Origin of the sequence: Pauljensenia sp. 20925_1_25 (assembly GCF_041433955.1) — a bacterium.
In the GTDB taxonomy this organism is placed as follows: Bacteria; Actinomycetota; Actinomycetes; order Actinomycetales; family Actinomycetaceae; genus Pauljensenia.
Map to the genome: position 1 here is coordinate 13,137 of NZ_JAPWCL010000015.1, position 23,405 is coordinate 36,541.

The following is a 23,405-nucleotide window of genomic DNA, read 5'->3' on the forward strand; positions in this document are numbered from 1 at the left end:
ATGTGGTAGGTCGGGCTTGAGAGGCGCCCCAATGGGGAGAAAAGGCCAACATGTTGCTGGATCGTCGCAATGTAGATATCCCGACAATGGGCCGCTTGGGCATCGACGTCAAGCCCAAGGGCCTGATCCCAGCGTCATTCCGAGATCAGGCCCTATAGGAAGCCGCATAATGGCTACGAATGAGCGCGTCCAAGAATTTAGGACGCAGGTCAGCGCCCCAGGTCTGACGGTCCCGCTTCGCGCGCCACGGCCTCGTCGATGACGGAGGCGACTTCGCGTGCGACGGACGCCCAGGTGAAGTGCTCGTGCACGCGCGCCCCGACGGCGGCGGCGCAGGACGCTCGGCGCACGGGGTCGGTGACGGCTTCGCGCAGGGCGGGTACGAGGGCATCCGTGAGTTGCGCGGACGACGCGCCGTCGACGATCCAGCCGAGGGCGGGAGAGGTGATGACCTCTTCGGTGCCGCCGCGCGGCGTCGCGATGATCGCGCAGTCGCCCAGGGCTGCCTCGAGGATGGAGGTGGGCAGGCCTTCGGGGTACATGGACGGGTAGACGAACACGTCGGAGCGGCGGTAGAGGCTCATGACGCCGGGGAAGTCGAGCTTGCCGAGGAAAGAGACCGCGGGGTCTGAGCCGTATCGGGCATGCAGCTCGTCCTCGATGGGGCCCGAACCAGCCACGGCGAGGCGGAGCGGAACGTCGGGCAGCTCGGCGCGCAGGCGCGCGAAGGCGTCGAGTAGCGCGACGATGCCTTTTTCGGCGATGAGGCGGCCCGCGTAGGAGATGACGATCTCGGAACCCTTGACTCCGCGTGGCCACTGGCGTTCGTAGCGGTCGTCGGCCACCGCCGTGTCCTCGGGGGTCACCGCGTTGTACCACACGCCCGAGGCCTCGATCCCGAAGTGCTTTAGCCACTTGTTGCAGTTGCGGGAGACCCCATAGTAGGAGGTCACGTGCTTCTTGACGAAGTGGGTGAGGCCGTGCTCGTAGATGCCGCCGAAAAAGTCGAGGACCGGGTTGCCGACGCTCATGTGTGCGGTGCCGTGCTCGATCAGGGCGACCGGGCGGCCCAGGCGATGCGCCAGGCGTGCGCCGAGCAGGCTGGTCAGGTGGAAGCGCGTGTTGACGATGTAGAAGTCGGCGTTCTCGGCCTCGACCGCGGCCATCGTTTCCTTGAAACGCTCATCGCGCTTGAAGAAGGGGTAACGCTGCTTGAACAGGCCTTTGGTCGGCAGGCGGTAGATGCGCAGGCCGTCCTTGTCCTCGAAGCGGGGCAGGGATTCGTCGTGCAGGGACGTGACGATGAAGACGTCGTAGCCGAGAAGTCGCAGCTGCTCGCTGAGGCGATCCTGGTAGCGTTCGATCCCACCCAGGTAGGGCAGGAAGAATTCCATGAAGATGGCAACTTTGACGGGGGAATGAGAGCGGTCAGCCATTGACGGACTCCGTTTCGATGGGCGCGTTGCGGACGGGGATGAGCATGAACGCGACGAAGAGGATCGCGAGCAGGGCCATGGTTGAAGCATAGGCCAGGGATGCGCCCATCATGGCGAAGGAGCGCACGAGCGGCGCGGCTGCCAGGTAGGCGGTTCCTCCCGCGATCAGGAACGCCACGAGGACTGCACGCAGGCGACGCATGGTCGCCAGCGCGTAGTAGAGGATGACGCCGGCTGCGTTGAGGGCGCCACCGAGGACGAGCACCATCAGTTCGGGCAGGTAGTCGGACACGTCCGTGCTGTACACGAGGGTCAGCAGGGGAGCGCCGATAAAGTAGGTGACGACGGCGACGAGCACGAATGCGCCCGCGGTTGTGACCAGGCCTCGGCGCACGATGGCGAAAAACTCGGTGCGCTTGCCTTCGGTCCAGCGCAGCGCCATGCGGGTCAGCAGCGGGCGGAAGACGAACAGGGAGAGCATGTTGATCGCGACCGCCGGCATGTAGATGATCGCGAAGACGCCGAGCTGCTCGTCGCCGAGGGTCGAGTGGATCGCGAAGCGCGGCGCGTTGGCCAGGTACTGGTTGAGGAATGCGGCGATGAACAGGGGCAGGCATTCCCACAGGATCCCGCCGATACCTCGCAGGTTGAACGAGGGGAGCAGGGGAAAGAGGCCACGCGCGGGCAGCCCGTAGGCGACGACCAGCACGAGGCAGGTGACCGCGAAGGTGACGAGCGTGGACAGGAGCAGGTCCTGGGTGAACCAGTACAGGCCCGACCACAGGAAGGTCGTGGTGAAGATGCGCGCGAAGCAGGCTTTGCCCGCGATGTCGAGGCGGCCCGAACGCTGGAATTCCGAGTAGTAGACATCTTCGAAGGCGTCGAAGATGCGCAGGAGTGCCATGGCCGCGATGACGGTGAAGGCCGGGTAGGGGTCTTTCGTCGACGCGGTCCACGAGTGGTAGGCGATGAGGCCGACCATGACCAGGCAGGTGAGCAGGCGGGTCGACAGGTAGGTGCCGAAGTCGAAGCGCCGCCGCACGTCGGTGACGTGGAAGGTGCGCACCTCGTACAGGCCGACGGTCTGGTACTGCTGGCCGATCGCCAGGGCTAGTGTGAACAGGCCGTACTGGGCGCGCGCGAACGTGTCGGTTGCGCCCGAGCGCATGATCGCCACGCCCATGATGACCACGGCCAGGCTCGACATGAGGGAGGCGGCGGTGTTCCACAGGTAGTCGCGTCCCAGCTGCCCGCGTGAGTCGAGTGCTTCCTCGGTGGTTTCGACTGCGGTGTCCGGGTCCGAGGCCTCGGGCAGGGACGAGGCCGTGGTGTCCTTCTCGCTCACTCGTCTGCTCCGTCCTGCGAGGCGGGGCCGGGGTCGCACGGGCCAAACACGATGTGGAAGGGTTCGTGCGTTTCACGGTCCTGCGGGTCCGGCACGCGCATGTAGTCGCCGTAGCCGCGGGTGAGCACGACGTCGTAGGCCGCCGGGATGCGCACGGTGATGTCGTCGAAGGGGACGGACTTCGCGGGGAACAACTCGCCCTCCGACGCGCTCCAACGCCGGGGATCGCGCGTCGAAAAATCGCCGTACAGCGTCGTGCCGTCGGGAGCCATCTGCGGGTTCTCGCGCCCCTTCAGGGCGGATCGCAGCCAGCGGCGGTACAGCGAGGCCTCGTTCACGCGCAGCGCCCGCATCCCCCAGTGCGCGCACGCCATGGCCGCCGAGGCCAGCTGGCGTGCCGGCGTGGGCAGCCCCGTTGGGGGGTTGGGGATCGAGCGCAGGAACATGAGGCGCGCCCACAGCCACGTGCCGCGCGACTGGGAGCGGAAGCGCGCCGGGTCTGCCGCGATCTGGTCCAGGACGAACAAGTCCACGCCGATCGGCATACGGAAAGGGCGGTCCTTGGCGACCTTCGAGACGAACTCGGAACCCTTCAGCCCCAGCACGCCGAAGCTGATCGGATAGTTGGGGTGCGAGGCCGGGGACGCGATGAAGAACTCGTCCCCGAGGAGCGCGGGGGCCTCGGCAATGAAACGCTCGTAGTCTTCGCGCGGCATGCATACGTCCCCGTCGTCGTCCCATGGGATGAAACCTTGGTGACGCACAGCGCCGATCGTTGTGCCGCCGTAGGCGACGTAGCGCACGCCCAGGAGGGAACATACGCGGTCAATCTCAGCCAGGCATCGCCTGGTGACGCGCTGGATAGCTGCCAGAGTTGCGGGATCTGCCGCGCTCATATCTCTCCGATCCTTCGATGGGACCTGGGGCTTACAGGGAGTCGGCGTAGGGGCCGAAGTCGATGACGGCTGCCTCGTGGTTGTACCGCTTCTCCGGCGGGGGCAGCTGCATGTAGTCGCCGTATCCGGCGCGCAGGAGCGAGTCGTACTCGTGCTGGATCATGACGGTGATGTCTTCGAAGGGGACATCCAGCGTCGGGAAGAACTCTTCCTCGCGCACGATCCAGTTCTGCGGGTCACGCATCGTGAAGTCTGCGTAGACGCCCGTGCCCGTTCCCTCGTAGCGGCGAACCGCCTTCTCCCAGCGTTCTTGCAGGCTGCGCGGGGTCGCACGCACGGCCTTCAGACCCAGGTGTGCCACGGTCGTCGCGGAGAAGATCAGCGCCTTTTTCCACGTGGGCGTGTTAATCAGGTGGGGGCGAGGCGTGCCCTGCAGGAAGAGGAGGCGGCCCCACAGCCACGACTGGCGAGACATCTTCCGGAACGCCTTCTCGTCGGCAGGAATCTCATCCAGGGGCAGAATGTCCAGGAAGAACGGCATGCGGTACTTCGAGTTCTTGTCCGCCTCGGGGATCAGGAGAGTGCCCGGCATGACCATCTTCGTGAACATGAAGGGGAAGTCCTCGCGCGTGCGCGTGTTGTCCAGGCGGAAACGCTCATCCAACAGCGCGGGAGCTTCCGCCAGGAAACGCTCATAGTCGGCGCGCGTCATCATCACGTCGATGTCGTCGTCCCAGGGGATGAAGCCCCCGTGTCGAATCGCGCCAATCGCGGTGCCGCCGTAGACCGCGTAGGACACTCCGATGCGTCGGCACACCCGGTCCAATTCAGCCAGGATCAGCGTCAGGAGTTTTTGGACCTTGCGCAGGTCGGCGTCGGGCGTCGTCATAAGTCCTCCGAATACGACTAAGCGGGTGGGCGCAAGCGCGCCCACCCGCCATTGTCTCATGCCTGGGAGCTGGTGACCTTCTCCGTGCGCTTGGGAAGCAGGTCACCCCAGTTGGACGTGGCCGCCAGGACCGTGCCGACCAGGATGACGACGCAGCACAGGACCTGGGTGGCCGTCGGGATCGTTCCCTGCAGCACCAGGGCAAAGATGATCGCCCACGCCGAGTAGGAGATGTTCAGGGCCATGCCGCGCGAGGCGCCGATGGCCGACAGGGCCTTGTAGTAGAAGAGGTACGAGGCCGTTCCAGCCAGGCCGGCCAGGGCCACCACGCCCGCGGACAGGGTGGCCAGCGAGTGCAGCGTGAATCCGAAGACGCCCGCGATGGGGGCGACGATGAAGAGGTAGACCATGGCCGATGTCGTCTCGCGGATCTGCAGGGCCACCTCGTTATCCACGGCCTCGTCGCGCATACCCCACGTGAGGAGCACGGCCTCGGACCCCCAGCCGATCACGCAGGCCAGGGCACCCGCGACACCGAGCAGAGCGTTGCCGCCCTCAACGGGGTCGGAGGTCGCCGACAAGCCCGTCACCACGATGGCACCGAGCGCGACCAGCAGAGCAATGATCTGGCGAGGGGCCATCCGCTCCTTCAGGAGGGCGAATGCCAGCAGCGTTCCCAGAGCCGGGTAGAACGTCGAGATGATAGCCGTCAAGCCGGGGCCGATGTTGTCGATCGCGATCAGGTAGCCGCTCATGCCGATCGGGCCACCCAGGAGCGCGGCAGCGATGACCGATTTACCCGGGCGCGTGCGCAGCGCCGCCGCGGTGTCCTTCAAGCGGCCTCGGAGAGCCATATAGACGACCAGGATGAGCGCGCACGCGACGTCATGCAGGACCGCGCCCGCGAGCGCCGACTGGCCGAAGTTGAGGAAGGGGGTCATCGCCAGCGCGATCGCTAACACGACCGTGTCGAGGCCCCATAGTACGCCTGAGAAGAAGCCGTAACGCTTGCCGCCGTGCTGAGTTTTCATGCCAGCTCACCCTCCTGGGAAACCTGCGCGCCCGAGGTCGAGGTGGCCTCGTACGAAGCGAGCAGGGAATCGATTGTGCGTGTTGCGTGCGAGTAGTAGATGTAGAGCCATTCGCCCACGTCGTCGCCTTCGGCTTCCTTGACTAGCGCCCATAGGTACCAGCACCAGCCGGCGAAGACCTCGTAGGCGAAGAAGTGGCGTGCCTCGCGCTCGGTGGGGGTGTGGCCCAGGTAGTACTCGAGAGCGGCGGCCGCGCGCTCGCGGGTCATCTCTGCCGTGCACACGGTCATCGTGCCGAAGTCGGCTGCCATGTCCGACATGCCCGCGTACTCCCAGTCGATGAGGCTGATGTTGCCGTCCTTGTCCACCAGGAAGTTCGGGGGGAAGAAGTCGTTGTGCGAGGGGACTTTATCGAAGCCGTCCGCGTCCGCGAAGGCCTTCAGACGCAGGACCTTGTCGCGCAGCTCAAAGTATCCGGGCACGTCGATCGGACCGAAGGTCTTCAGGATGCCCTCGTAGCGCAAGCCTTCGGTGACGAAGTCGAAGGAGCGGTCCAGGACTTGGCCGGAGGTGTGCAGGGCGCGGTCCATCTCCATGGCCGCTTTCAGTTCTTCGGGGCGGGTCACGTCCAGGTTGCGCACGTCGCGCACGAAACGTGAGAGCTTCCATCCCGCCGCCGGGTCGCCCGTGATGAAGGTATCGTCGATGCCGAGTTCGGCGGCCAGGTGCAAGCCGGCGAACTCTGCGCTGCGGTCCACGATCTTTTCCGTGCCGATGCCGGGGTGACGGTAGACGTATTCGTCATCGCCCACCGTGAAGTGGCACGACAGGTTTGTGATGCCCTGCTTGAGGGGGTAGAAGTCGCGGATCTCCGACTTTGCGCAGCCCAGAGTCTCGACGATGTGGTCGAACACCTCGGAGTCGACGTTTTCGATGAACAGCGGATCGAAGTCGCGCAGCTCGTCGACCGAATCGAACTCGTGGATAACGCCGTTGGGGTAGCGGCGGATCACCATGTCGAACGACTTGATGTGATCCAGGTAGATGGATTCCCACAGCTTCGAGACTGTCTCGGGCTTGTCGTAGACCTGTTCGAGGATCTCGCGGAACGTTGCGGAGAAGTTGCGGTCGAAGTAGACGTGGCCGAGCATGACCCACGCGTCCTCGCCGCCCACGGTCGCGCCCGTGATGCGGTCGCCCGCGCCCACCTTGATGCACCACTCGTCGGTGGGACCCTCGACGTAGTTGGCCGAGTAGTAGGACTTGTAGACGTAGGGTTCGAAGGGGTTCGTCGTGAAGTAATCGTCCGAGGAGCACACGTAGGTGTTGTCCAGGCGTTCCCTCACGCGCCACAGTGACCCGTTGTTGTTGCGCGTGGCATACTCGCGGTTGACGACGATGTCGACGCCGTACTTGTCGGCCAGGTAGAAGAAGTATTCCTTCTTGTAGCCGACGACCAGCGCGATATTCGTGATGCCGACCTCGTGGAGCTGACGAATCTGACGCTCGACCAGGATCTCGCCGCGCACCTTGAGCGTGCCCTTGGGGCGCTCGTAGCTGATGGGGGCGAATCGTGAGGAGAGGCCGGCGGCCATGATGACGGCACCCGTGACGCGATAGGGTTCCAGTGCTGCGCGTCCCGCGTCGGTGATTGCGCGGTCTTCGATGTAACCGGCGGCCTCGCACTCGCGTGTCGCTGTGTTGACGCGGCCCAGGCTCATGTCGGTGGCCACGGACAGCGCGCGCTGCGTGAGGGCTGCGCCCTCGCGAGCAAGAGCGGTCAGGATGTTGAATTGGGGTTCGCTGAGAGTGCCAACGTTCGTCGAGGGCATGCGATCACCTTTCGTTCACGAGAGATAGCTAAGCGCTACATGTTCGAGCGTAGCACTCACGGTGCTAATTATGAACATATGGTGGTGGTTTCCACAAGGTCGATGTTCGGCTCGTGGTCTGACGAATCTTGACAGGTCGAAGCATGAGGCCCGTAGACGTCACGCGCTCCGCAGTATTACTCGTCTGACGCTGCACGACAGCCGCGCAGCGACGAACCCGTTAACTCATCGTAGACAGCGCGCAGCTGATCCACCGACCCGCGCAGTGAGCGCTCAGCCTCCACCCACGCGCGGCACGCCGCCGCGCGATCCGCGCGCTCCTCGTCCGACCACGCCAAGGCCTCGTCGATGGCGCGAGCCAGGGCATCCGGCGTGCGTTCGCCGGTGAGCAGCGAGGCTCCTGGCGCGGTCATTTCCGGCGTTCCGCCCGTGCGATACGCGACGACGGGTACGCCGCACGCCTGTGCCTCCAGCAGCACGAGGCCTGCCGCCTCCTGTCGCCCCTGCGTCGGCTTCGTCGGCAGCGCGAGGATGCGGGCGCGTCGCATCCACTCGCGTACGCGCTCGCGCGCAAGCGGGCCGGTCAGCGTCACGTGCGCAGGGGCGCTCGCGCGCAGGGAGGGAGCCAGCGGGCCGTCGCCCACCAGCACCAGGCGGTGCGGGCGGCGCTCGACGAGAGACGAGGAGGCGCGCACTAAGTCATCCACTCCCTTCAGGCGGCTGAACGCCCCCACGAACAGGACGATGGGAACCTCGGGCGAGTCGGCCCCCTCGGCGGCGAGGCCAGGGTTCCCCTCAGGGACGAGGTCGGGGCGCGTTCCCGGGGCCGCGCCGGGGGAGGGGGTCCACCACTGCGTGTCCACGCCCTGATAGTGCACGCTCAGCCGCGCCGGATCCGCGCCCGCACGAAGCGCCACATCCGCCAGGTAGCGCGACACCGCGAGGAGGCGGGTTGCGCCCTCGAAGGCCGCGCGGCGATTGCGGGCGTTCCAAGCTGCACCCAGGCCTCGTCCCAACCTCGGGTAGGCATCCCCTCCGTGCAGCGTCACGACCAGCGGCACACCCGTCTCCCGCGCCGCCCCCACGGCCGGCAGGGACCAGGTGGCCTGATGCTGGTGAATGACGTCGGGTCCCCACGAGGAAACAGCGCGGCGCATCGCCCCCAGGCCTCGTGCCTGCGAGGCCACCCGAAGCGGCAGGGCGGGGGAGAGCGCGCCCGGGGCGGCCTCGTGGATGGGGAGCGTCACGCTCGGATCACTCACCCGAGCCGCGAGTGTAAACACCCGCCACTCCCGCTCCGGCATCGCGCCTGCGTGCGCGAGTGCGAAGTACGTCGGGGGAACCAGCAGAGTTCCCTTCGTCAGAGCGACCTTCACGCGACGCCTACGAAACTGTGGGCGCGCGGCGCGGACACGGGGGAGGGCATGCCCCCATCCTACGGGCTGCGCAGCGCGACCCGGTGATTTAATGAACGCATGACGAACGTCCCCGCCCCGCCCGCGCACACGGGCGTGCTACGCCAGGTGCTCACGCTCCTGAGCGGCACCATCCTCGCGCAGGTCATCGCGTTCGTCGCCCAGATCGGCATCGCGCGCCTCTACACCGACACGGACCTGGGATACCTGGGCATCTTCACCTCCGCGGCCACGCTCGGCGCGGCCATCGCAGGCGCACGCTTCGACCTCAGCATCGTCCTGCCCGCGCCCGGCGACGAGGCCTCGGCCCGCTCCCTCGTCCGCCTCTCCTCGCGCTGCGTGCTGGCCACCTCCGCGCTGGCGACCCTCACCGCCGCCTGCGCGTGGCCGTGGGTGTCCTCGCGATACGGGAGCGCGCTCGCGGGCTGGATGCTCGCCGTCGGCGTGTCCGTCCTGTTCCTGGCGCAGGGGCAGGTGTGCTCCTATTGGCTGACCCGGCACCGGCGATTCCAATCGATCGCGAGCTCGTCGGTCGTGCGCTCCCTCGGTATCGCGGCGCTGCAAGTGGTGTGTGGGTGTGTGGCATCCGGCGGCCTGGGTGCCGCCATTGGCGCGACCATCGCCGGGCAGGGCATCGCCGTCGCCTACCTCTCCTGGCGCGCCCGTGACGCCCGCGCGGCCGAGGCCTCGGATCCCTCCCTGCGTACCGTGGCCTCCCGCTACCGGAAGATGGCCCTCGTCGGCGTGCCCAACGTCGTCGTCGACGCACTGCGCACGAGCGCGATCCCCATGCTCATCGCCTCCTACTCCGTGGCCGCCCTCGGGCAGTTCAACATGGCGTGGATGGCCCTGCAGGCTCCCGTCGCCCTCATCGCCGGTGCCCTGTCGCAGGTCTACCTGCCTCGCCTATCGGATACCCCGCCCGGGGACATGACCCGCGTCGTCGAGCGAGTCGGCGGCACCGCCCTGGGACTCTCCATTCCCGTTTTCGCGCTGCTCGCGTGGATCAGCCCCTGGCTCTTCCCCTTCGTGTTTGGCACGCGCTGGGAGGCCGCCGGGTACTTCGCACGCTCCCTGGCTCCGTGGCTGGCCCTGACCGTCGCAACCTCGCCGCTGTCGAACGTGTTCGTCGCGACCTATCACCAGCGCCGGATGCTGGCCTTCGCGTGCGTCTACTGCGCCGCGCCGCTGGCGTGGCTCGCGGTCAGCCCCTACGGGATCGAGATGACGGTCGCCATTCTCGGCGCTCTCATGGCTGTCCTGCTGGTGGGCATGCTCGTCATGGCCTGGGTGACGGCGCGCCAGTATGACCGCGGGGACGGGACGCGGCCCCAGGTCGCGTAAAATGCCTAGCTGACCTCGTAAAACGCCCGTGAAACGGGCGTGAAACGCCGCCCCAGCCGCGTGAAACGCGCGTGAAACAGGTGCCTTAGCGGGCCCGCGCGGCGAGCGCCCGCTCGTAGGCCTCTCGCAGACGCGCGGCCCCCTCCTCCCACGTGGGGATCTCGGGGGAAGTGAAGGCATCGATGTCCTCTCGCGTGATTCGCTCTAAAGCGGATACGAGGTCGCGTTCAGGGTCCTCCAGCACCCACGTGTCAGCCTGATCACCCAGGTAGCGGCGGGCCTCGGCCAGGGGAGAGCACAGCGCGGGCACACCGGCCGCGAAAGCTTCCATCATCTTGTTGGGCGTGGACAAACGGTGCGACAGACACCCAGACTCGATGAGGCACAGCGCCACGTCAGCCCCGCGCGTCATGGCGAGCACCTGGTCCGGCTCCACGGGCGGCAGGTGGTGGATGTTTGGGTGTGTCGCTGCGGCCCGCTCGACCTCGGGCAGCAGGGCACCCGCGCCGACGAACACGACGTGTACGTCCTCCACCTGCGCGAACGCACGCAGAATCAGCGCAATATTGCGCCCCGGTGCCAGGTATCCCGAGTGCAGGTACAAGAGCGCATCCTTCGGGATGCCCAGCTGCGCGCGCAGATCAATGACTCCGTCTGCGCCCGTCGGCGCGTTCGTCACCACCACGGGATCTACGCCCGGGTAGGTGTCGCGGTACCACTGTGCGATCGACTCGTTGACCACGGACACCACGTCCGCTCGGAGAATGTAGCGGCGCTCGATCACGCGTTGGAGGCGTTGACGCAGCCCCGCCGACCCCACCGTTTCTGTCTCCAACTCGTGTGCGTTATAGGCAAACACCGCGCCCGTGCGCCGCGCCAACGCGTGCGCAAGGGGCAGGAGGAACAGGTTCTGCGCGGAAACGGCCGCGACCTGCTGCCTCGCGAACCGCCGGTACACGCGAGCGCCCCACGCCCCGACGACCCTCACCCCGCCCAGGGGCGCACCCAGCGAAGCACCCCGGATCCGCGTGAGGCGCACGGTGGGGGCCACGGCCTCGTCCGTGGGCAGGCCGCCCTGATCGATACCGACGATGCGCGTCTGCGAGAAAAGCGGGGATAGTGAACGCGCGATCTTCACTAGCCGCCCGGGCGAAGCCAGGTTGGACGGGTAGAGCAGGAGATTGAGCGCGCGATCCACGCCCCCATTGTAGGTGGGGCGGGGCACTACACTGGGGGTGATTGACGAGGCCAGAGCCAGAAAGGGGAGCCGCATGCGGATCGCGGTCGTCGGGATGGGCAAGATCGGGCTGCCGCTGGCGGTGCACTACGCGCGCCGCGGGCACAGCGTCGTCGGCGTGGACGTGAACCCGCAGACGGTCGCCCTCATCAATGAGGGAGCCGAACCCTTCCCGGGCGAGGCCCACCTGGCCGAGTACCTGCCCCCGCTTATCTCCTCCGGAGTCCTGCGTGCCACAACCAACTACGCCGAGGCGATCCCCGGTGCCGACACGGTCGTCATGGTCGTGCCCCTCGTCGTGGACGCCGAGAGCCGCCCCGACTTCACCATCATGGACGCTGCGACGCGCTCCATGGCCGCGCACCTGAGTCCCGGCACCCTCGTCTCCTACGAGACGACCCTGCCCGTGGGCACGACGCGCGGACGATACAAGCCCCTCATCGAAGAGGTCTCCGGCCTGGTCGAGGGCCGCGATTTCGACGTGGTCTTCTCGCCCGAACGCGTCCTCACAGGGCGCGTCTTCGCGGACCTGGCCCGCTACCCGAAGCTTGTGGGGGGCCTCAGCGAATCCGGCGAGGCGCGCGGCGTCCGCTTGTACGAGGCCGTCCTTTCCTTCGATCAGCGTGACGACCTGCCGCGCCCCAACGGCGTGTGGCCCATGGGTGGGGCGGAGGCCGCGGAGATGGCCAAGCTCGCCGAAACCACCTACCGGGACGTCAACATCGGCCTGGCCAACCAGTTCGCGCGCTACGCGGACGCGGTCGGCATCGACGTCGCGCGCGTCATTGAGGCGTGCAACTCGCAGCCCTACTCGCACATTCACCGGCCCGGCATCGCGGTCGGCGGGCACTGCATCCCCGTCTACCCGCGCCTGTACCTGGCTGGCGACCCGGACGCGACCGTCGTGTCCGCCGCGCGCGCCGCGAACGCCGCGATGCCCGCCTACGCGGTCTCCCGCGCGGCCTCCCTGCTCGGCTCCCTGTCGGGTCTGAGTGTCGCGGTCCTGGGTGCCGCCTACCGCGGTGGGGTCAAAGAAACCGCGTTCTCCGGCGTCTTCGGGGTCGTCAGCGCGCTGCGCGAGGCCGGGGCGCAGGTGAGCGTTCACGATCCGCTGTATTCCGACGACGAGCTGGCATCCTTCGGGTGGGACGCCTACCACCTCGGCGAACCGGTGGACGTCGCCATCATCCAGGCCGACCACGCGTCATATCGTGACCTGGCCCCCGCCGACCTGCCCGGCGTGCGCCTCCTCGTCGACGGTCGCGCCATCACGTCCCCCGAGGCCTGGGCTGGCACCCCGCGCATCACCATCGGTGGGGGAGCCTCGCCCGCATGCTAGTCACCCTCGCGACCCGCACGTTCACGCCGGAACCGACCGCCGCTGCCCTGCGCCTCGGGGCGCTCGCACGGGCACTCGCAGCCGGTGGAGACCGCGTGCGCGTCCTCACCTCGCGGCTTGCCCCCAGCGTCGCCCGCGACGCCGCCGCTGCCGCGAACCACGCCCTCTCTCCTGTCCCGGCTGATCGCCTTGGGGGCAGCGCGACCCCGGGTGCACGTACGGATGCGGGATGCGACGAGGGCGGCCACGGCCTCGTCGAAATAAGGAGAGCGCCCGTGCTGCGCGACCGCACCGGGGCCGTGCGCGGGTACGTGTCCTATCTGTCCTTCGACGTGCCGCTCATCGCGCGGCTGCTGACCGGGCCGCGCCCGGACGTGGTCGTCTCCGAACCCCCGCCCACGACCGGCGCGGCCGTGCGCCTGGCCTGCGCGGCCCGGCGCATCCCCTACGTTTATTACTGTGCGGACATCGTTTCCGACGCCGCCGCCCTGGCCGGTGTGGCGCGACCGGTCGTGCGAGCAGTCGCCGCGCTGGAGGCCTTCGCGCTGCGGGGCGCTCGCCGCGTCATCGCCGTGTCCGACGGGGTAGCCCGCCGCGCGAGCGAGCTGGGTGCCGCCCGCGTCACCGTCGTTCCCAATGGCGTGCGCGTGCCCGAGGCCGTGGCCTCCGGTTTTCCCGCAGGATTTCCCACCTGCTCCGGTCCCGTCTTCGTCTACGCGGGCACGGTCGCCCACTGGCTGGCCCCCGAGGTTTTCATCGACGCCTTTGAGCTCGCTCGCGAGCGCCTGGGGGATGCACGCCTCGTGTTCGTCGGGCAGGGGAGTGGCTGGGAGGACCTGGCCGCGCGCGCCCGAGGCATCGCGGGGGTGAGATTACTGCCCGCCGTCAGCGCCGACGAGGCCGACCGGTGGATGGCCCGCGCCACCGCCACGCTGGCGTCACTGCGCCCGGGCGGCTACGACTACGCCTACCCGACGAAGATCCTGGCCTCCCTGGCGCAGGGAACGCCCGTGATCTACGCCGGACCCGGGCAGGCCGCGCGCGACGTGCGCGAGGGCGGACTCGGGGTAGCGTGTGCCCTCGACCCCTCTCAGGTCGCCGAGGCCATGGTGGCCTTCGCCTCCGATTCCGTGCACTGGGTGGGGGCTGAGCAGGCGCGCGCCTGGGTGCGTGAGAATCGTTCCGTCGACGCGTCCTCGCGGGCGGCGGCTGCGGCGGTGTGGTCGTCCCTCTGAAGTCGGCCTTCTGCGGATTGGGGTGCTGTCGCACGCGCAGCGTGCTTCAACGGTGAGGCGCGTGCGCTGCCCCGGGTGCCGTTGTCCTCGCTGGATGAGCGCGACCCGGCCCAGGCCTCGTTCCAGTGTCCCTTACACGAGGGCGTGGCAGCGCGACGACCGTGTCTCATAACAAGCAAAAGTATGGGTGCGGTTCGTGTCAGTCCATCCGTGCATCCCTTTTCACATTTACAGTTACAACACAAGTAACTACAATCCCGAGTGTCACATTAGCAACCTGAAGGATGACTATGCGATCTTCGTGGAGGACACTCGCAGCCGGGCTTGCCCTGGCGCTCGGCGCTGCTGTCGCGGCCCTGGCGCCGCCCGCGCACGCGGCCAACGGCATTATCATCGCCATCGACCCCGGGCACGGGGGTTCCGACCCTGGCGCAGTCGCCAACGGCCTGCGAGAAAAGGACCTGACCCTCGCGGTCTCCCTGGCTCTCAAAGAAGAACTCGAGTCCTACGACGGCGTCACCGTCGTCATGACTCGCGAGACGGATGTCCGTCCGTCCGAAAACCTCAGCACCGACCTGTCGAGCCGCGTCGATACGGCAGCAGCCGCCGACGCTGACGCGCTCGTGTCGATCCACTTCAACTCCGCCTCGCCCATCGCGCACGGCGCGGAAGTCTGGTACGGCAACTCCTCGTCCTACAACTACTGGACCCACACGCAGGGCCGGACGCTGTCCAGCAACATCCAAAACCAGCTCACCGCGCTGGGCCTCGCGGACCGCGGCATCAAGACCCGCGACAACGAGTACTACGACTACCCGGACGGATCCACGGGCGACTACTACGCGATCATCCGTCAGGCGCGCGAGGAAAACATGCCCGGCATCATCGTCGAGCACGCCTTCGTGACGTCCTCGTCGGACGCACAGAAGCTGCACGACCCCGCGTTCGTTCGCTCCCTCGGTGTCGCTGACGCGACCGGCATTGCCCAGACCTACGGCCTGAGCAAGGGCACGTGGGAGAAGTCGGGCGACTCGTGGCGCTTCATGCGCGACGGCAAGGCCAAGACCGGCTGGTTCTCGGCGGGTGGCCGCTGGTACTGGGCGGGTTCCGACGGTCGTACGATCCGCGGATGGTCCACCATCAACGGACGCCGATACTTCTTCGACGACTCCACCGCGATGGTAACGGGCTGGAAGAAGGACAACGGCAAGTGGCACTACCTGCGTCCCCAGGGCGACATGGCCACCGGCTGGGTCAAGGATGGCCGCTCTTGGTACTACCTGGATGGCCAGGGCACCATGGTCACCGGCTGGCTCCCGTACCGCGGCAGCTGGTTCTGGTTGGACAACTCCGGCGCTATGGCTGTTGGCTGGACGAATATCGGCAACGACTGGTACCTCTTCGAGGATGACGGTCGTATGCTCACCGGCTGGCAGCTCACCGAGGATGACCAGGAGTGGTACTACATGCGCGCCAACGGCGTGATGGCCACCGGCTGGCTCCTCGATGGCGGCAAGTGGTACTACCTTGACAGTGAAGGCATCATGAAGACCGGCTGGGTCAAGGTCGGAGCCGACTGGTTCCACATGAACAGCTCGGGCGTCATGAGCACCGGCTGGCTCAAGTCGGGCAACTCCTGGTACTGGCTGGACCCGGCCTCGGGTGCCATGGCGACCGGCACGAAGACCGTTGATGGCCGCGAGTCTTCCTTCGCCTCCTCCGGCGCGTGGCTGGGCTACACGGACGGCAGCGGCGCTCCCGCCGCGAATGCCGACTCCCAATCCGGCTCGCGCGGTGCGGTGACGAACGCGGAGGGCCAGCGCCTCATCATGACCGCGCCCATGGCCTCGCGCTCTGAGGTTATCGACGACATGGTCGCCGCGTGGAACGACGCGGGCCGCCCCTACCCGTCGGAGCTCGCTGACGGCGGCGCGAGCACGATCCGCGAGTTCGCGGGCATCGTCTACGACGAGGCCGTGGCCGAGGGCGTGTCTCCCGAGCTGGTGTTCGTCCAGTCCATGAAGGAGACCGGCTGGCTGCAGTACGGCGGCGACGTCGAGGTGGACCAGTTCAACTTCGCCGGCATCGGCGCTGTTGGCGGCGGCGCTGCGGGAGCCGACTTCCCGGACGTGCGCACCGGCATCCGAGCCCAGGTTCAGCACCTGCGCGCCTACGCGGACCCGTCCGCGTCCGCCGATTCGTTGGCCTACCCGGTTGTGGATCCGCGCTTCTCCTACGTGCGTAAGGGCGCGGCCCCCGTGGTCGAGTACCTGGGCATCCAGGAGAACCCGAACCACACCGGCTGGGCGGCCGCCCGCGGGTACGGCTACGACCTGGTGTCCATGCTGAACGCGTACTTCTAAGGGGTTTACGCTCCAATACGAGGCCGGGGTCCGTCGCGCTGCACAGTGCGGTGGGCCCCGGCCTCTGCGTGTGGGATTGGGCGTGTGGGCGGCATTCGGGCGTGGGCGCGGTTAGTCGGCTGCTTGGCGTGTGGGGCGGTGTATGCGTGGAGTGGCGCGACGCGCCGGCGTGAGCGTGAGTGTTCGGGGCGGGACGAGTGTTGTTGGCCGTCGGCGGCGATGCGCCGTATTGCAACGAAAAGTCTGCTAATCTGACGTCGTGCTTGAGGGCCGGATTCCTGCTTTTTCGACCCCTGGCGATCCGAGGCGTCGTTTCCCCTGGTCACAGCAGGTGCGACACGCCGGGCGTCAGAAAGCACGGAGCGCCATAAGGTGCATTAAGACTTCATGATCTCCTGCTTCGTGGGGTGCGTGCTGAGCGTCAGAAAGCACGGAGCGCCATAAGGTGCATTAAGACCGGGGCAAGCCATGCACTCTCGCTTAGCCAGCAACACCTTGTCAGAAAGTACGGAGTTCCATAAGGTGCATTAAAACGGATGCCGTTCAGGTTACGGCGGTACGACAGGTACATATCGTCAGAAAGCATGGAGCGCCATAAGGTGCATTAAGACAGCATCCGCTACTTCACTGGTTGTGGCCCCATTACGGCCAGAAAGCACGGAGCGCCATAAAGTGCATTAAGACCAGTATTTGAGCTGTTCGTGACTTGCGCGGGAAAACGTCAGAAAGCACGGAGCGCCATAAGGTGCATTAAGACGGATACCGGCCAGAGCGTCGAAGAATACCGTAGTGGGCGTCAGAAAGCGCGGAGCGCCATAAGGTGCATTAAGACTCTGAGACCTCTCGCGTCGGAGACGACATCACGAACGTCAGAAAGCACGGAGCGCCATAAGGTGCATTAAGACGCAGGATTGAATGGAGACTTCATCTTCCGGTACTCAGACTCGTCAGAAAGCACGGAGCGCCATAAGGTGCATTAAGACCCGTCTACCATGACGAAGATGGTGTAGTTTGTTTCGTCGAGTCGGAAAGCACGGAGCACTATAAGGTGCATTAAGACCCTGCGACGGTTGCCCACCCGTCGAAGTCGGCGACGTGTCAGAAAGCACGGAGCGCCATAAGGTGCATTAAGACCGCATCGGCCCTGTCATCTGATCGGCGATCGCCTGGAAGTCAGAAAGCACGGAGCACCATAAGGTGCATTAAGACCAGGCAGTGCCTGCCGTCTCATCAGCGAATGCCTTGAAGTCAGAAAGCACGGAGCGCCATAAGGTGCATTAAGACGCGTCCTTTACCAAGCGAAGGAGATAGCGCCGCCCGTCAGAAAGCACGGAGCACCATAAGGTGCATTAAGACGTGACAGGCTCACCCACCACGCCCTTACCGAGGCCGGTCAGAAAGCACGGAGCACCATAAGGTGTATTAAGACTTGACAGTCCCGCGTCGCAGGAACGTGTAGCCTTCACGTCAGAAAGCATGGAGCGCCATAAGGTGTATTAAGACGCATTGGTGTTACTCACGGTGCAACTCCTAACTTTGCGGTGTCAGAAAGCATGGAGCGCCATAAGGTGCATTAAGACTCTACAGCACCGAGGTTCACGTAATCCTCACCATACGACGGGTCAGAAAGCATGGAGCGCCATAAGGTGCATTAAGACCACTCGGGCCAGCCTCCGGGATTGTCGAGGCCGCGCAGCCAGAAAGCGCGGAGCACCATAAGGTGCATTAAGACCACCCTTATGCGATGCCCATGATGTCGTTCAACTGCCCGGTCAGAAAGCACGGAGCGCCATAAGGTGCATTAAGACCAGCGCGCGAGCACGCCCACAGTGACCGTCTCGACATGCCGGAAAGCATGGAGCGCCATAAGGTGCATTAAGACACCCGAACTGACACACGATTCACACCATCCTGCACGCGCCAGAAAGCACGGAGCGCCATAAGGTGCATTAAGACGCGGCTTGGGCTTTGCGATATGCAGTCTTGACTTTGTCTTGTCAGAAAGCACGGAGCGCCATAAGGTGCATTAAGACAGAATGCCCATGGCCGCGAGGGCGAAGAGTGTAACGGCCTGTCAGAAAGCACGGAGCGCCATAAGGTGCATTAAGACGCGAAGAACCGAGACGACGCAGAACGCTCCTTCATCGTCAGAAAGCACGGAGCGCCATAAGGTGTATTAAGACATGATGTGCGAGAAGCTCGTGAAGTACAGATCCACACCCATGTCAGAAAGCACGGAGCGCCATAAGGTGCATTAAGACCGAAGAGCGAGTGCCGACGCGAACACGTTAGCCGTATCAGAAAGCACGGAGTGCCATAAGGTGCATTAAGACTAGTACGCCGCTCCAACTCCGAGCATGGTGGGGATCTTGGTCAAAAAGCACGGAGCGCCATACGGTGCATTAAGACAGCTCGAGGCGGAGCGCGATCTGATTCTTGCGCTTCAGACAGAAAGCGCGGAGCAGCATATGGTGCATTAAGACCCCATGTGACGGTGAACTCGAACTTCTTGTCATCGGCGGTCAGAAAGTGTGGAGCGCCATAAGGTGCATTAAGACAGGGTGAGAGATGGGAACGGATAGGAAGAATCCCAACACTGTCAGAAAGTACGGAGCGCCATAAGGTGCATTAAGGCGGCAAGTATTCTTCCCTTGTCCTATTGTACTGTTCCTTGTCAGAGGCACGGAGCACCATAAGGTGCATTAAGACCCCACGTCTGGCTCATCCCCGACTGATAGTCCTCGCGGGTCAGAAAGCACGGAGCGCCATAAGGTGCATTAAGACCCGCAGAGTCGGTCTCGCGCTCCGGCTTGATCGTGTCGCGTCAGAAAGCGCGGAGCACCATAAGGTGCATTAAGACGCGAACGCCTTGAATTCCAGGTCGCCCGTGATCGGATCCGTCAGAAAGCACGGAGCGTTATAAGGTGGGCGGTGTCGTGGCCGTGTGCGGAGCGCAGCATCGGCAGCGTGGAGTGCTGCTATCCCGTGCTTTCTCGGATAGGTTGTTCGCAGACGGATAGGTTATGCGCTTGCGGATAGCTTAATAAGCTATCCGCGTGTTCGTAACCTATCCGCGTGCGCGTTACCTATCCGCGTGCGCGCGCCCCGGTGACCCAACCACGGCCTCGTCGCCGTGAGTCCCCGAGATTACCGCGAGCCACCCCGAGGTACACAGAACGAGCGCACAACGAACGCAGACACAGCAAGGCCCCGGGCGCTCGCGAGAACGAAGCGCCCGGGGCCGAGCCACGCAATCAGCTGCGCAGCGACGCCACGTAGGTGTCGATGCGCTGCGAGGAATCCGCAGGCGTGAAGCCCGTAGCCTCGATCTTCGACAGGTCCAGCGTCGAGGACAGAGGACGAGGCGCAGCCTCGCGGCCCGCGAAGTACTCCTCCGTGGTCACCTCCGTGACATCCTCGGGGTCGCGGCCGCACAGTTCGAAGACGCGCTTAGCGACCTGTGCCCAGCTCATGACCGGCCCCTCGCCCGACAGGTTGTAGACGCCGTAGGGTGCCTCATTCGTCAGCAGGTGAATAATGCCCTGCGCCAGGTCGGCGGTGAAGGTCAGGCGGCCCACCTGGTCCGACACGACCGACGGGGAGATACCGCGATCCGCCAGGGACGCCATGGTCTTGATGAAGTTCTTACCGTCGCCCACGACCCAGGACGTGCGCACGATGTAACGCTTCGGGGTCGAGGCCACCGCCGCGTCGCCGCCCGCCTTCGACTGGCCGTACGCGCTCAAGGGGGAGGGGGCCTCGTCCTCGACGTGCACCTCCTGGGTGCCGTCAAAGACGTACTCCGTCGAAATGTGCACGAGCGTCGCGCCGTGCGCCGTCGCCTCGCGAGCCAGAACCGCCGGACCCGTCGCGTTCGCCTCCCACGTCGAGCGGCGACCCTCCGGGGTCTCCGCACCGTCCACGTTCGTCCACGCGGCCGCGTTAATGACCACGTCGATCTCGTCCCACGGCAGGGCAGCCACCTGCTCGGCGTTCGAGATAGACACCTCCGGCAGGTCCACGCCCGTGACCGTGAAACCCGCCTCGGGCAGGACGCGCATGAGTTCGCGGCCCAGCTGGCCGTTCGCACCCGTCACGAGCGCGCGGCGACCCGCGGGGGTGGGCGCAGGGAAGGGCGTCACGTCCGCCATGCGCGGGTGAGCCTTGTCCTTATCCGACAGGATTGCCCGCTCCAGCGGAATCGGCCAATCCACGGCCGCCGTCTCATCAGCCAAGTTCAGGAACGTGTACTTCGCGTCCGGGGACCAGTGATCGTTCACCAGGTACGTGTACGCCGTGTTCGGCTCCAGCGTCTGATACGAGTTACCCACGCCCTTGGGCACGAACACCGCGACGCTCGGATCAATGATCGTCGTGTACACCGTGCCGAACGAGGGTCCCTCACGCAGATCCACCCACGCGCCAAACACGCGACCGGTCGCGACCGAGACGAACTTGTCCCACGGCTCCGCGTGAATGCCCCGGGTCACCCCGACCTCGTCGTTGAAAGAAATGTTGTTCTGCACCGGCTGGAAGTCCGGCAGACCCAGCGCGACCATCTTCTCGCGCTGCCAGTTCTCCTTGAACCAGCCTCGGTTATCGCCGTGAACAGTCAGGTCGATGCGCAAAAAGCCGGGGATCGGCGTAGTCGTGATCCCCAGGGGCTTAGCAGTGGGCGCCATTGTTCTTCCTCTATGTGCGTGGGTATCGTACGGACGTAACAATCCATAAAGATACTATCCGATCCGCGCACCACCAGTGGGGGTACTGCGTCCCATTGGCGTGTGTGGGACCACAGATGTGCAAAAATATCGTCATATAGGGATAATTATTAGTGATGCGCGACCCACACGAGGACGCGCCGGGAAGCGGAGGCAACATGAAAGGCATCATCCTGGCAGGCGGGTCCGGCACCCGACTGAACCCGATCACGCTGGGGACATCGAAGCAGCTGGTCCCCGTCTACGACAAGCCGATGATCTACTACCCGCTGTCGACCCTCATGCTGGCAGGCATCTCCGACGTTCTGGTGATCACCACGCCGCACGACGCGCCGTCGTTCCACCGCCTGCTCGGTGATGGCAGCCAGCTGGGCGTGAACATCTCCTACGCCGTCCAGCACGAGCCCAACGGCCTGGCGCAGGCCTTCGTGCTCGGCGCGGACCACGTTGGCAACGATGCCGCGGCGCTGGTCCTGGGCGACAACATCTTCTACGGCCCCGGCATGGGCGCGCAGCTGCGCCGCCACGTCGACCCCGACGGTGGTGCCGTGTTCGCCTACCATGTGTCCAACCCGCGTGCGTACGGCGTCGTCGAGTTCGACGAGGAATTCAACGCCCTCTCGATCGAAGAGAAGCCCGAGAAGCCCAAGTCGAACTACGCGGTCCCCGGCCTGTACTTCTACGACAACGACGTGGTCGACATCGCCCGTAACCTCAAGCCGAGCGCGCGCGGCGAGTACGAGATCACCGACGTCAACCGCGCCTACCTGGAGGCCGGCAAGCTCAAGGTTGAGGTCCTCCCGCGCGGCACCGCGTGGCTCGACACGGGCACGTTCGACTCTCTCGCCGACGCCACCGCGTTTGTGCGCACGGTCGAGGCCCGCCAGGGCATGAAGATCGGCGCTCCCGAAGAGGTCGCGTGGCGCATGGGCTTCATCGATGACGAGGGCCTGCGTCAGCGCGCCGAGCCTCTGGTCAAGTCGGGTTACGGGGCCTACCTGCTCGAGCTTCTCAACCGTGAGGACAACTGAGTGTCGCGCCCGAGTGCTAACTCTCGCCTCCTGATCGTCATCCCCGCGTGGAACGAAGAGGCGGTGCTGGGAGACGTCCTGGAGTCTGTGAAGGTCGAAAAACCGTCCTTCGCGGACATCCTGGTCGTGTCTGACGGGTCCACGGACGCCACCGCGGCGATTGCGCGCGCGGCCGACGTGGCCGTGCTCGACCTGCCCCTCAACCTGGGTGTCGGCGGCGCGATGCGCGCCGGCTTCCAGTACGCGCAGCGCATGGGCTACGACTACGCCTGCCAGCTTGATGCGGACGGCCAGCACGACCCGACGGAGATCGAGACGCTCATCGAGACGGCCTCGAGTGAGCACGCCGACGTCGTCATTGGCTCGCGTTTCGCGGGTAAGGGCGACTACCAGGCCCGAGGCCCGCGCAAGTGGGCGATGAACCTGTTCTCGTTCATCCTCTCGCGCGTGTGTCACACCCACCTGAGTGACACGACCAGCGGCTTCAAGCTCTACGGGCCGCGCGCCCTGTCGCTGTTCGCGCACAATTATCCGGCGGAGTACCTGGGTGACACGATTGGCGCTCTCGTCATCGCGGCCCGCTCCCACCTGGTGGTGCGTGAGGTTGGCGTGCAGATGCATCCGCGTGCGGGCGGTGAACCCTCGCACAACCCGATCAAGTCGGCGCTGTTCCTGGTGCGCGCGACCCTCGCCCTCACCGTCGCGCTGACTCGACCCGGCGAAAAGATTGCCCAGGCTGAGGAGGAGAACGCATGAGTCCCACCTATGTGCTCGGACTGGTTTTCGCGGGCATCATCTTGGTCACCGTGTTCGTCAAGATGCGCAACTCGGGTCTGAAGGAAAGCTACGGCCTGTGGTGGTACTGGATTGCGTTCTTCACGGCGCTCCTGTCCCTGTTCCCGCCGATCCTGAAGTGGACGGCTTTCCACCTGGGTGTCGTCGTTCCGCTGAACCTGGGCTTCTTTGTGGCGGGCGTGGTCCTGCTGCTCCTGTCCCTGCGTTTCTCGGTGGACCTGTCGCGAGCGGATGAGGATCGTCGCCGCCTCACTGAGGAGGCCGCGATCCTGCGCCTCCAGGTTGAGCGCCTGGAACGTCGCGTCGAAGCCCTCGAGGGGCGTGCGTCCTCGCAGGGCGAGTCTGGTGCCTCTCAGGCGGCGTCGCCCTCTCGCGATAAGGCCGCTCCTCAGGGGAAGAAGCACAAGAAGAAGCGCTGAGCGGCCAGCCGCTGCCTTGATGCACGAGGCCGGGGTCCGTCAGGTTGAGATGCCTGACGGACCCCGCTTCGTGTCGG

16 protein-coding genes and 1 CRISPR repeat array are annotated in these 23,405 nt (G+C 65.6%); of the genes, 7 read left to right on the forward strand and 9 right to left on the reverse strand.

Translation table 11 applies throughout. The features are described 5' to 3' along the window. Positions 1 to 209: 209 nt before the first annotated feature. The 7 genes from O3932_RS07430 to O3932_RS07460 all read right to left on the reverse strand — a co-directional run bounded on the left by O3932_RS07430 (position 210) and on the right by O3932_RS07460 (position 8,805). Entirely contained in the window at positions 210 to 1,436 is a 1,227-nt protein-coding gene (locus O3932_RS07430) for a glycosyltransferase family 4 protein (protein ID WP_371537409.1), read from the reverse strand. Beyond that, the gene (locus O3932_RS07435) at positions 1,429 to 2,781 is read right to left on the reverse strand and encodes a lipopolysaccharide biosynthesis protein (RefSeq protein ID WP_371537411.1); all 1,353 of its coding nucleotides are present in this window, start codon (positions 2,779 to 2,781) and stop codon (positions 1,429 to 1,431) included. Before O3932_RS07435 ends, O3932_RS07430 begins: the two co-directional genes overlap by 8 nt. Further along, positions 2,778 to 3,677 (reverse strand): phosphorylcholine transferase LicD, encoded by a 900-nt coding sequence (locus O3932_RS07440; RefSeq protein ID WP_371537414.1) that lies wholly within the window; start codon positions 3,675 to 3,677, stop codon positions 2,778 to 2,780. The genes O3932_RS07435 and O3932_RS07440 overlap by 4 nt, the downstream gene beginning before the upstream one ends. A gap of 31 nt (positions 3,678 to 3,708) precedes the next feature. After that, complete coding sequence (locus O3932_RS07445; RefSeq protein WP_314568267.1) at positions 3,709 to 4,566, reverse strand: LicD family protein; 858 nt, start codon at positions 4,564 to 4,566, stop codon at positions 3,709 to 3,711. Between the two features lie 56 nt (positions 4,567 to 4,622). Then, positions 4,623 to 5,597: a DMT family transporter gene (locus O3932_RS07450; RefSeq protein ID WP_371537416.1), complete on the reverse strand. Its 975-nt coding sequence runs from the start codon at positions 5,595 to 5,597 to the stop codon at positions 4,623 to 4,625. Further along, positions 5,594 to 7,429 (reverse strand): phosphotransferase, encoded by a 1,836-nt coding sequence (locus O3932_RS07455; protein ID WP_371537419.1) that lies wholly within the window; start codon positions 7,427 to 7,429, stop codon positions 5,594 to 5,596. The genes O3932_RS07450 and O3932_RS07455 overlap by 4 nt, the downstream gene beginning before the upstream one ends. Before the next feature lie 176 nt (positions 7,430 to 7,605). After that, positions 7,606 to 8,805 carry a glycosyltransferase gene (locus O3932_RS07460; protein ID WP_371537422.1) on the reverse strand — a complete coding sequence of 400 codons (1,200 nt, stop codon included), beginning with the start codon at positions 8,803 to 8,805 and terminating at the stop codon, positions 7,606 to 7,608. A 99-nt stretch (positions 8,806 to 8,904) separates the two neighbouring features. Between O3932_RS07460 and O3932_RS07465 the strand changes: the two genes are divergently transcribed. Further along, positions 8,905 to 10,188, forward strand: a complete 1,284-nt coding sequence (locus O3932_RS07465; RefSeq protein ID WP_371537424.1) for a lipopolysaccharide biosynthesis protein — start codon at positions 8,905 to 8,907, stop codon at positions 10,186 to 10,188. Positions 10,189 to 10,273: 85 nt separating this feature from the next. On the opposite strand, the gene O3932_RS07470 is transcribed toward O3932_RS07465, so the two are convergent. After that, on the reverse strand, positions 10,274 to 11,467 hold the full coding sequence (locus O3932_RS07470; protein ID WP_371537476.1) for a glycosyltransferase: 1,194 nt from the start codon (positions 11,465 to 11,467) through the stop codon (positions 10,274 to 10,276). Here O3932_RS07470 and O3932_RS07475 point away from each other — a divergent pair. From O3932_RS07475 to O3932_RS07485, 3 genes are all read left to right on the forward strand, one after another. Then, positions 11,460 to 12,764: a nucleotide sugar dehydrogenase gene (locus O3932_RS07475; protein ID WP_371537427.1), complete on the forward strand. Its 1,305-nt coding sequence runs from the start codon at positions 11,460 to 11,462 to the stop codon at positions 12,762 to 12,764. The two genes, O3932_RS07470 and O3932_RS07475, sit on opposite strands and share 8 nt — an antisense overlap. Next, positions 12,758 to 13,999: a glycosyltransferase family 4 protein gene (locus O3932_RS07480; protein WP_371537430.1), complete on the forward strand. Its 1,242-nt coding sequence runs from the start codon at positions 12,758 to 12,760 to the stop codon at positions 13,997 to 13,999. The genes O3932_RS07475 and O3932_RS07480 overlap by 7 nt, the downstream gene beginning before the upstream one ends. A gap of 290 nt (positions 14,000 to 14,289) precedes the next feature. Further along, the gene (locus tag O3932_RS07485; RefSeq protein WP_371537434.1) at positions 14,290 to 16,362 is read left to right on the forward strand and encodes an N-acetylmuramoyl-L-alanine amidase; all 2,073 of its coding nucleotides are present in this window, start codon (positions 14,290 to 14,292) and stop codon (positions 16,360 to 16,362) included. Between the two features lie 347 nt (positions 16,363 to 16,709). Beyond that, positions 16,710 to 19,298: a CRISPR direct-repeat array (repeat unit 25 nt; unit sequence GGAGCGCCATAAGGTGCATTAAGAC). 318 nt (positions 19,299 to 19,616) lie between these two features. Here O3932_RS07485 and O3932_RS07490 read toward each other — a convergent pair. Next, on the reverse strand, positions 19,617 to 21,044 hold the full coding sequence (locus tag O3932_RS07490) for a sugar nucleotide-binding protein (RefSeq protein ID WP_371537437.1): 1,428 nt from the start codon (positions 21,042 to 21,044) through the stop codon (positions 19,617 to 19,619). Positions 21,045 to 21,241: 197 nt separating this feature from the next. Between O3932_RS07490 and rfbA the strand changes: the two genes are divergently transcribed. The 3 genes from rfbA to O3932_RS07505 are packed head-to-tail and all read left to right on the forward strand — an operon-like array spanning position 21,242 to position 23,328. Next, complete coding sequence (gene rfbA / locus O3932_RS07495; protein WP_034505100.1) at positions 21,242 to 22,114, forward strand: glucose-1-phosphate thymidylyltransferase RfbA; 873 nt, start codon at positions 21,242 to 21,244, stop codon at positions 22,112 to 22,114. Then, entirely contained in the window at positions 22,115 to 22,870 is a 756-nt protein-coding gene (locus tag O3932_RS07500; protein WP_371537439.1) for a glycosyltransferase family 2 protein, read from the forward strand. Further along, the gene (locus tag O3932_RS07505) at positions 22,867 to 23,328 is read left to right on the forward strand and encodes a DUF2304 domain-containing protein (protein WP_371537442.1); all 462 of its coding nucleotides are present in this window, start codon (positions 22,867 to 22,869) and stop codon (positions 23,326 to 23,328) included. Before O3932_RS07500 ends, O3932_RS07505 begins: the two co-directional genes overlap by 4 nt. The last annotated feature ends 77 nt before the right edge of the window (positions 23,329 to 23,405 follow it).

What these genes read in the sequence shown, in the direction of transcription:
- rfbA (WP_034505100.1), top strand. Translation starts at nt 21,242, where the DNA reads ATGAAAGGCATCATCCTGGCAGGCGGGTCCGGCACCCGACTGAACCCG.
- O3932_RS07430 (WP_371537409.1), bottom strand. Translation starts at nt 1,436, where the DNA reads ATGGCTGACCGCTCTCATTCCCCCGTCAAAGTTGCCATCTTCATGGAA.
- O3932_RS07450 (WP_371537416.1), bottom strand. Translation starts at nt 5,597, where the DNA reads ATGAAAACTCAGCACGGCGGCAAGCGTTACGGCTTCTTCTCAGGCGTA.
- O3932_RS07505 (WP_371537442.1), top strand. Translation starts at nt 22,867, where the DNA reads ATGAGTCCCACCTATGTGCTCGGACTGGTTTTCGCGGGCATCATCTTG.
- O3932_RS07475 (WP_371537427.1), top strand. Translation starts at nt 11,460, where the DNA reads ATGCGGATCGCGGTCGTCGGGATGGGCAAGATCGGGCTGCCGCTGGCG.
- O3932_RS07445 (WP_314568267.1), bottom strand. Translation starts at nt 4,566, where the DNA reads ATGACGACGCCCGACGCCGACCTGCGCAAGGTCCAAAAACTCCTGACG.
- O3932_RS07440 (WP_371537414.1), bottom strand. Translation starts at nt 3,677, where the DNA reads ATGAGCGCGGCAGATCCCGCAACTCTGGCAGCTATCCAGCGCGTCACC.
- O3932_RS07480 (WP_371537430.1), top strand. Translation starts at nt 12,758, where the DNA reads ATGCTAGTCACCCTCGCGACCCGCACGTTCACGCCGGAACCGACCGCC.
- O3932_RS07490 (WP_371537437.1), bottom strand. Translation starts at nt 21,044, where the DNA reads ATGGCGCCCACTGCTAAGCCCCTGGGGATCACGACTACGCCGATCCCC.
- O3932_RS07485 (WP_371537434.1), top strand. Translation starts at nt 14,290, where the DNA reads ATGCGATCTTCGTGGAGGACACTCGCAGCCGGGCTTGCCCTGGCGCTC.
- O3932_RS07455 (WP_371537419.1), bottom strand. Translation starts at nt 7,429, where the DNA reads ATGCCCTCGACGAACGTTGGCACTCTCAGCGAACCCCAATTCAACATC.
- O3932_RS07465 (WP_371537424.1), top strand. Translation starts at nt 8,905, where the DNA reads ATGACGAACGTCCCCGCCCCGCCCGCGCACACGGGCGTGCTACGCCAG.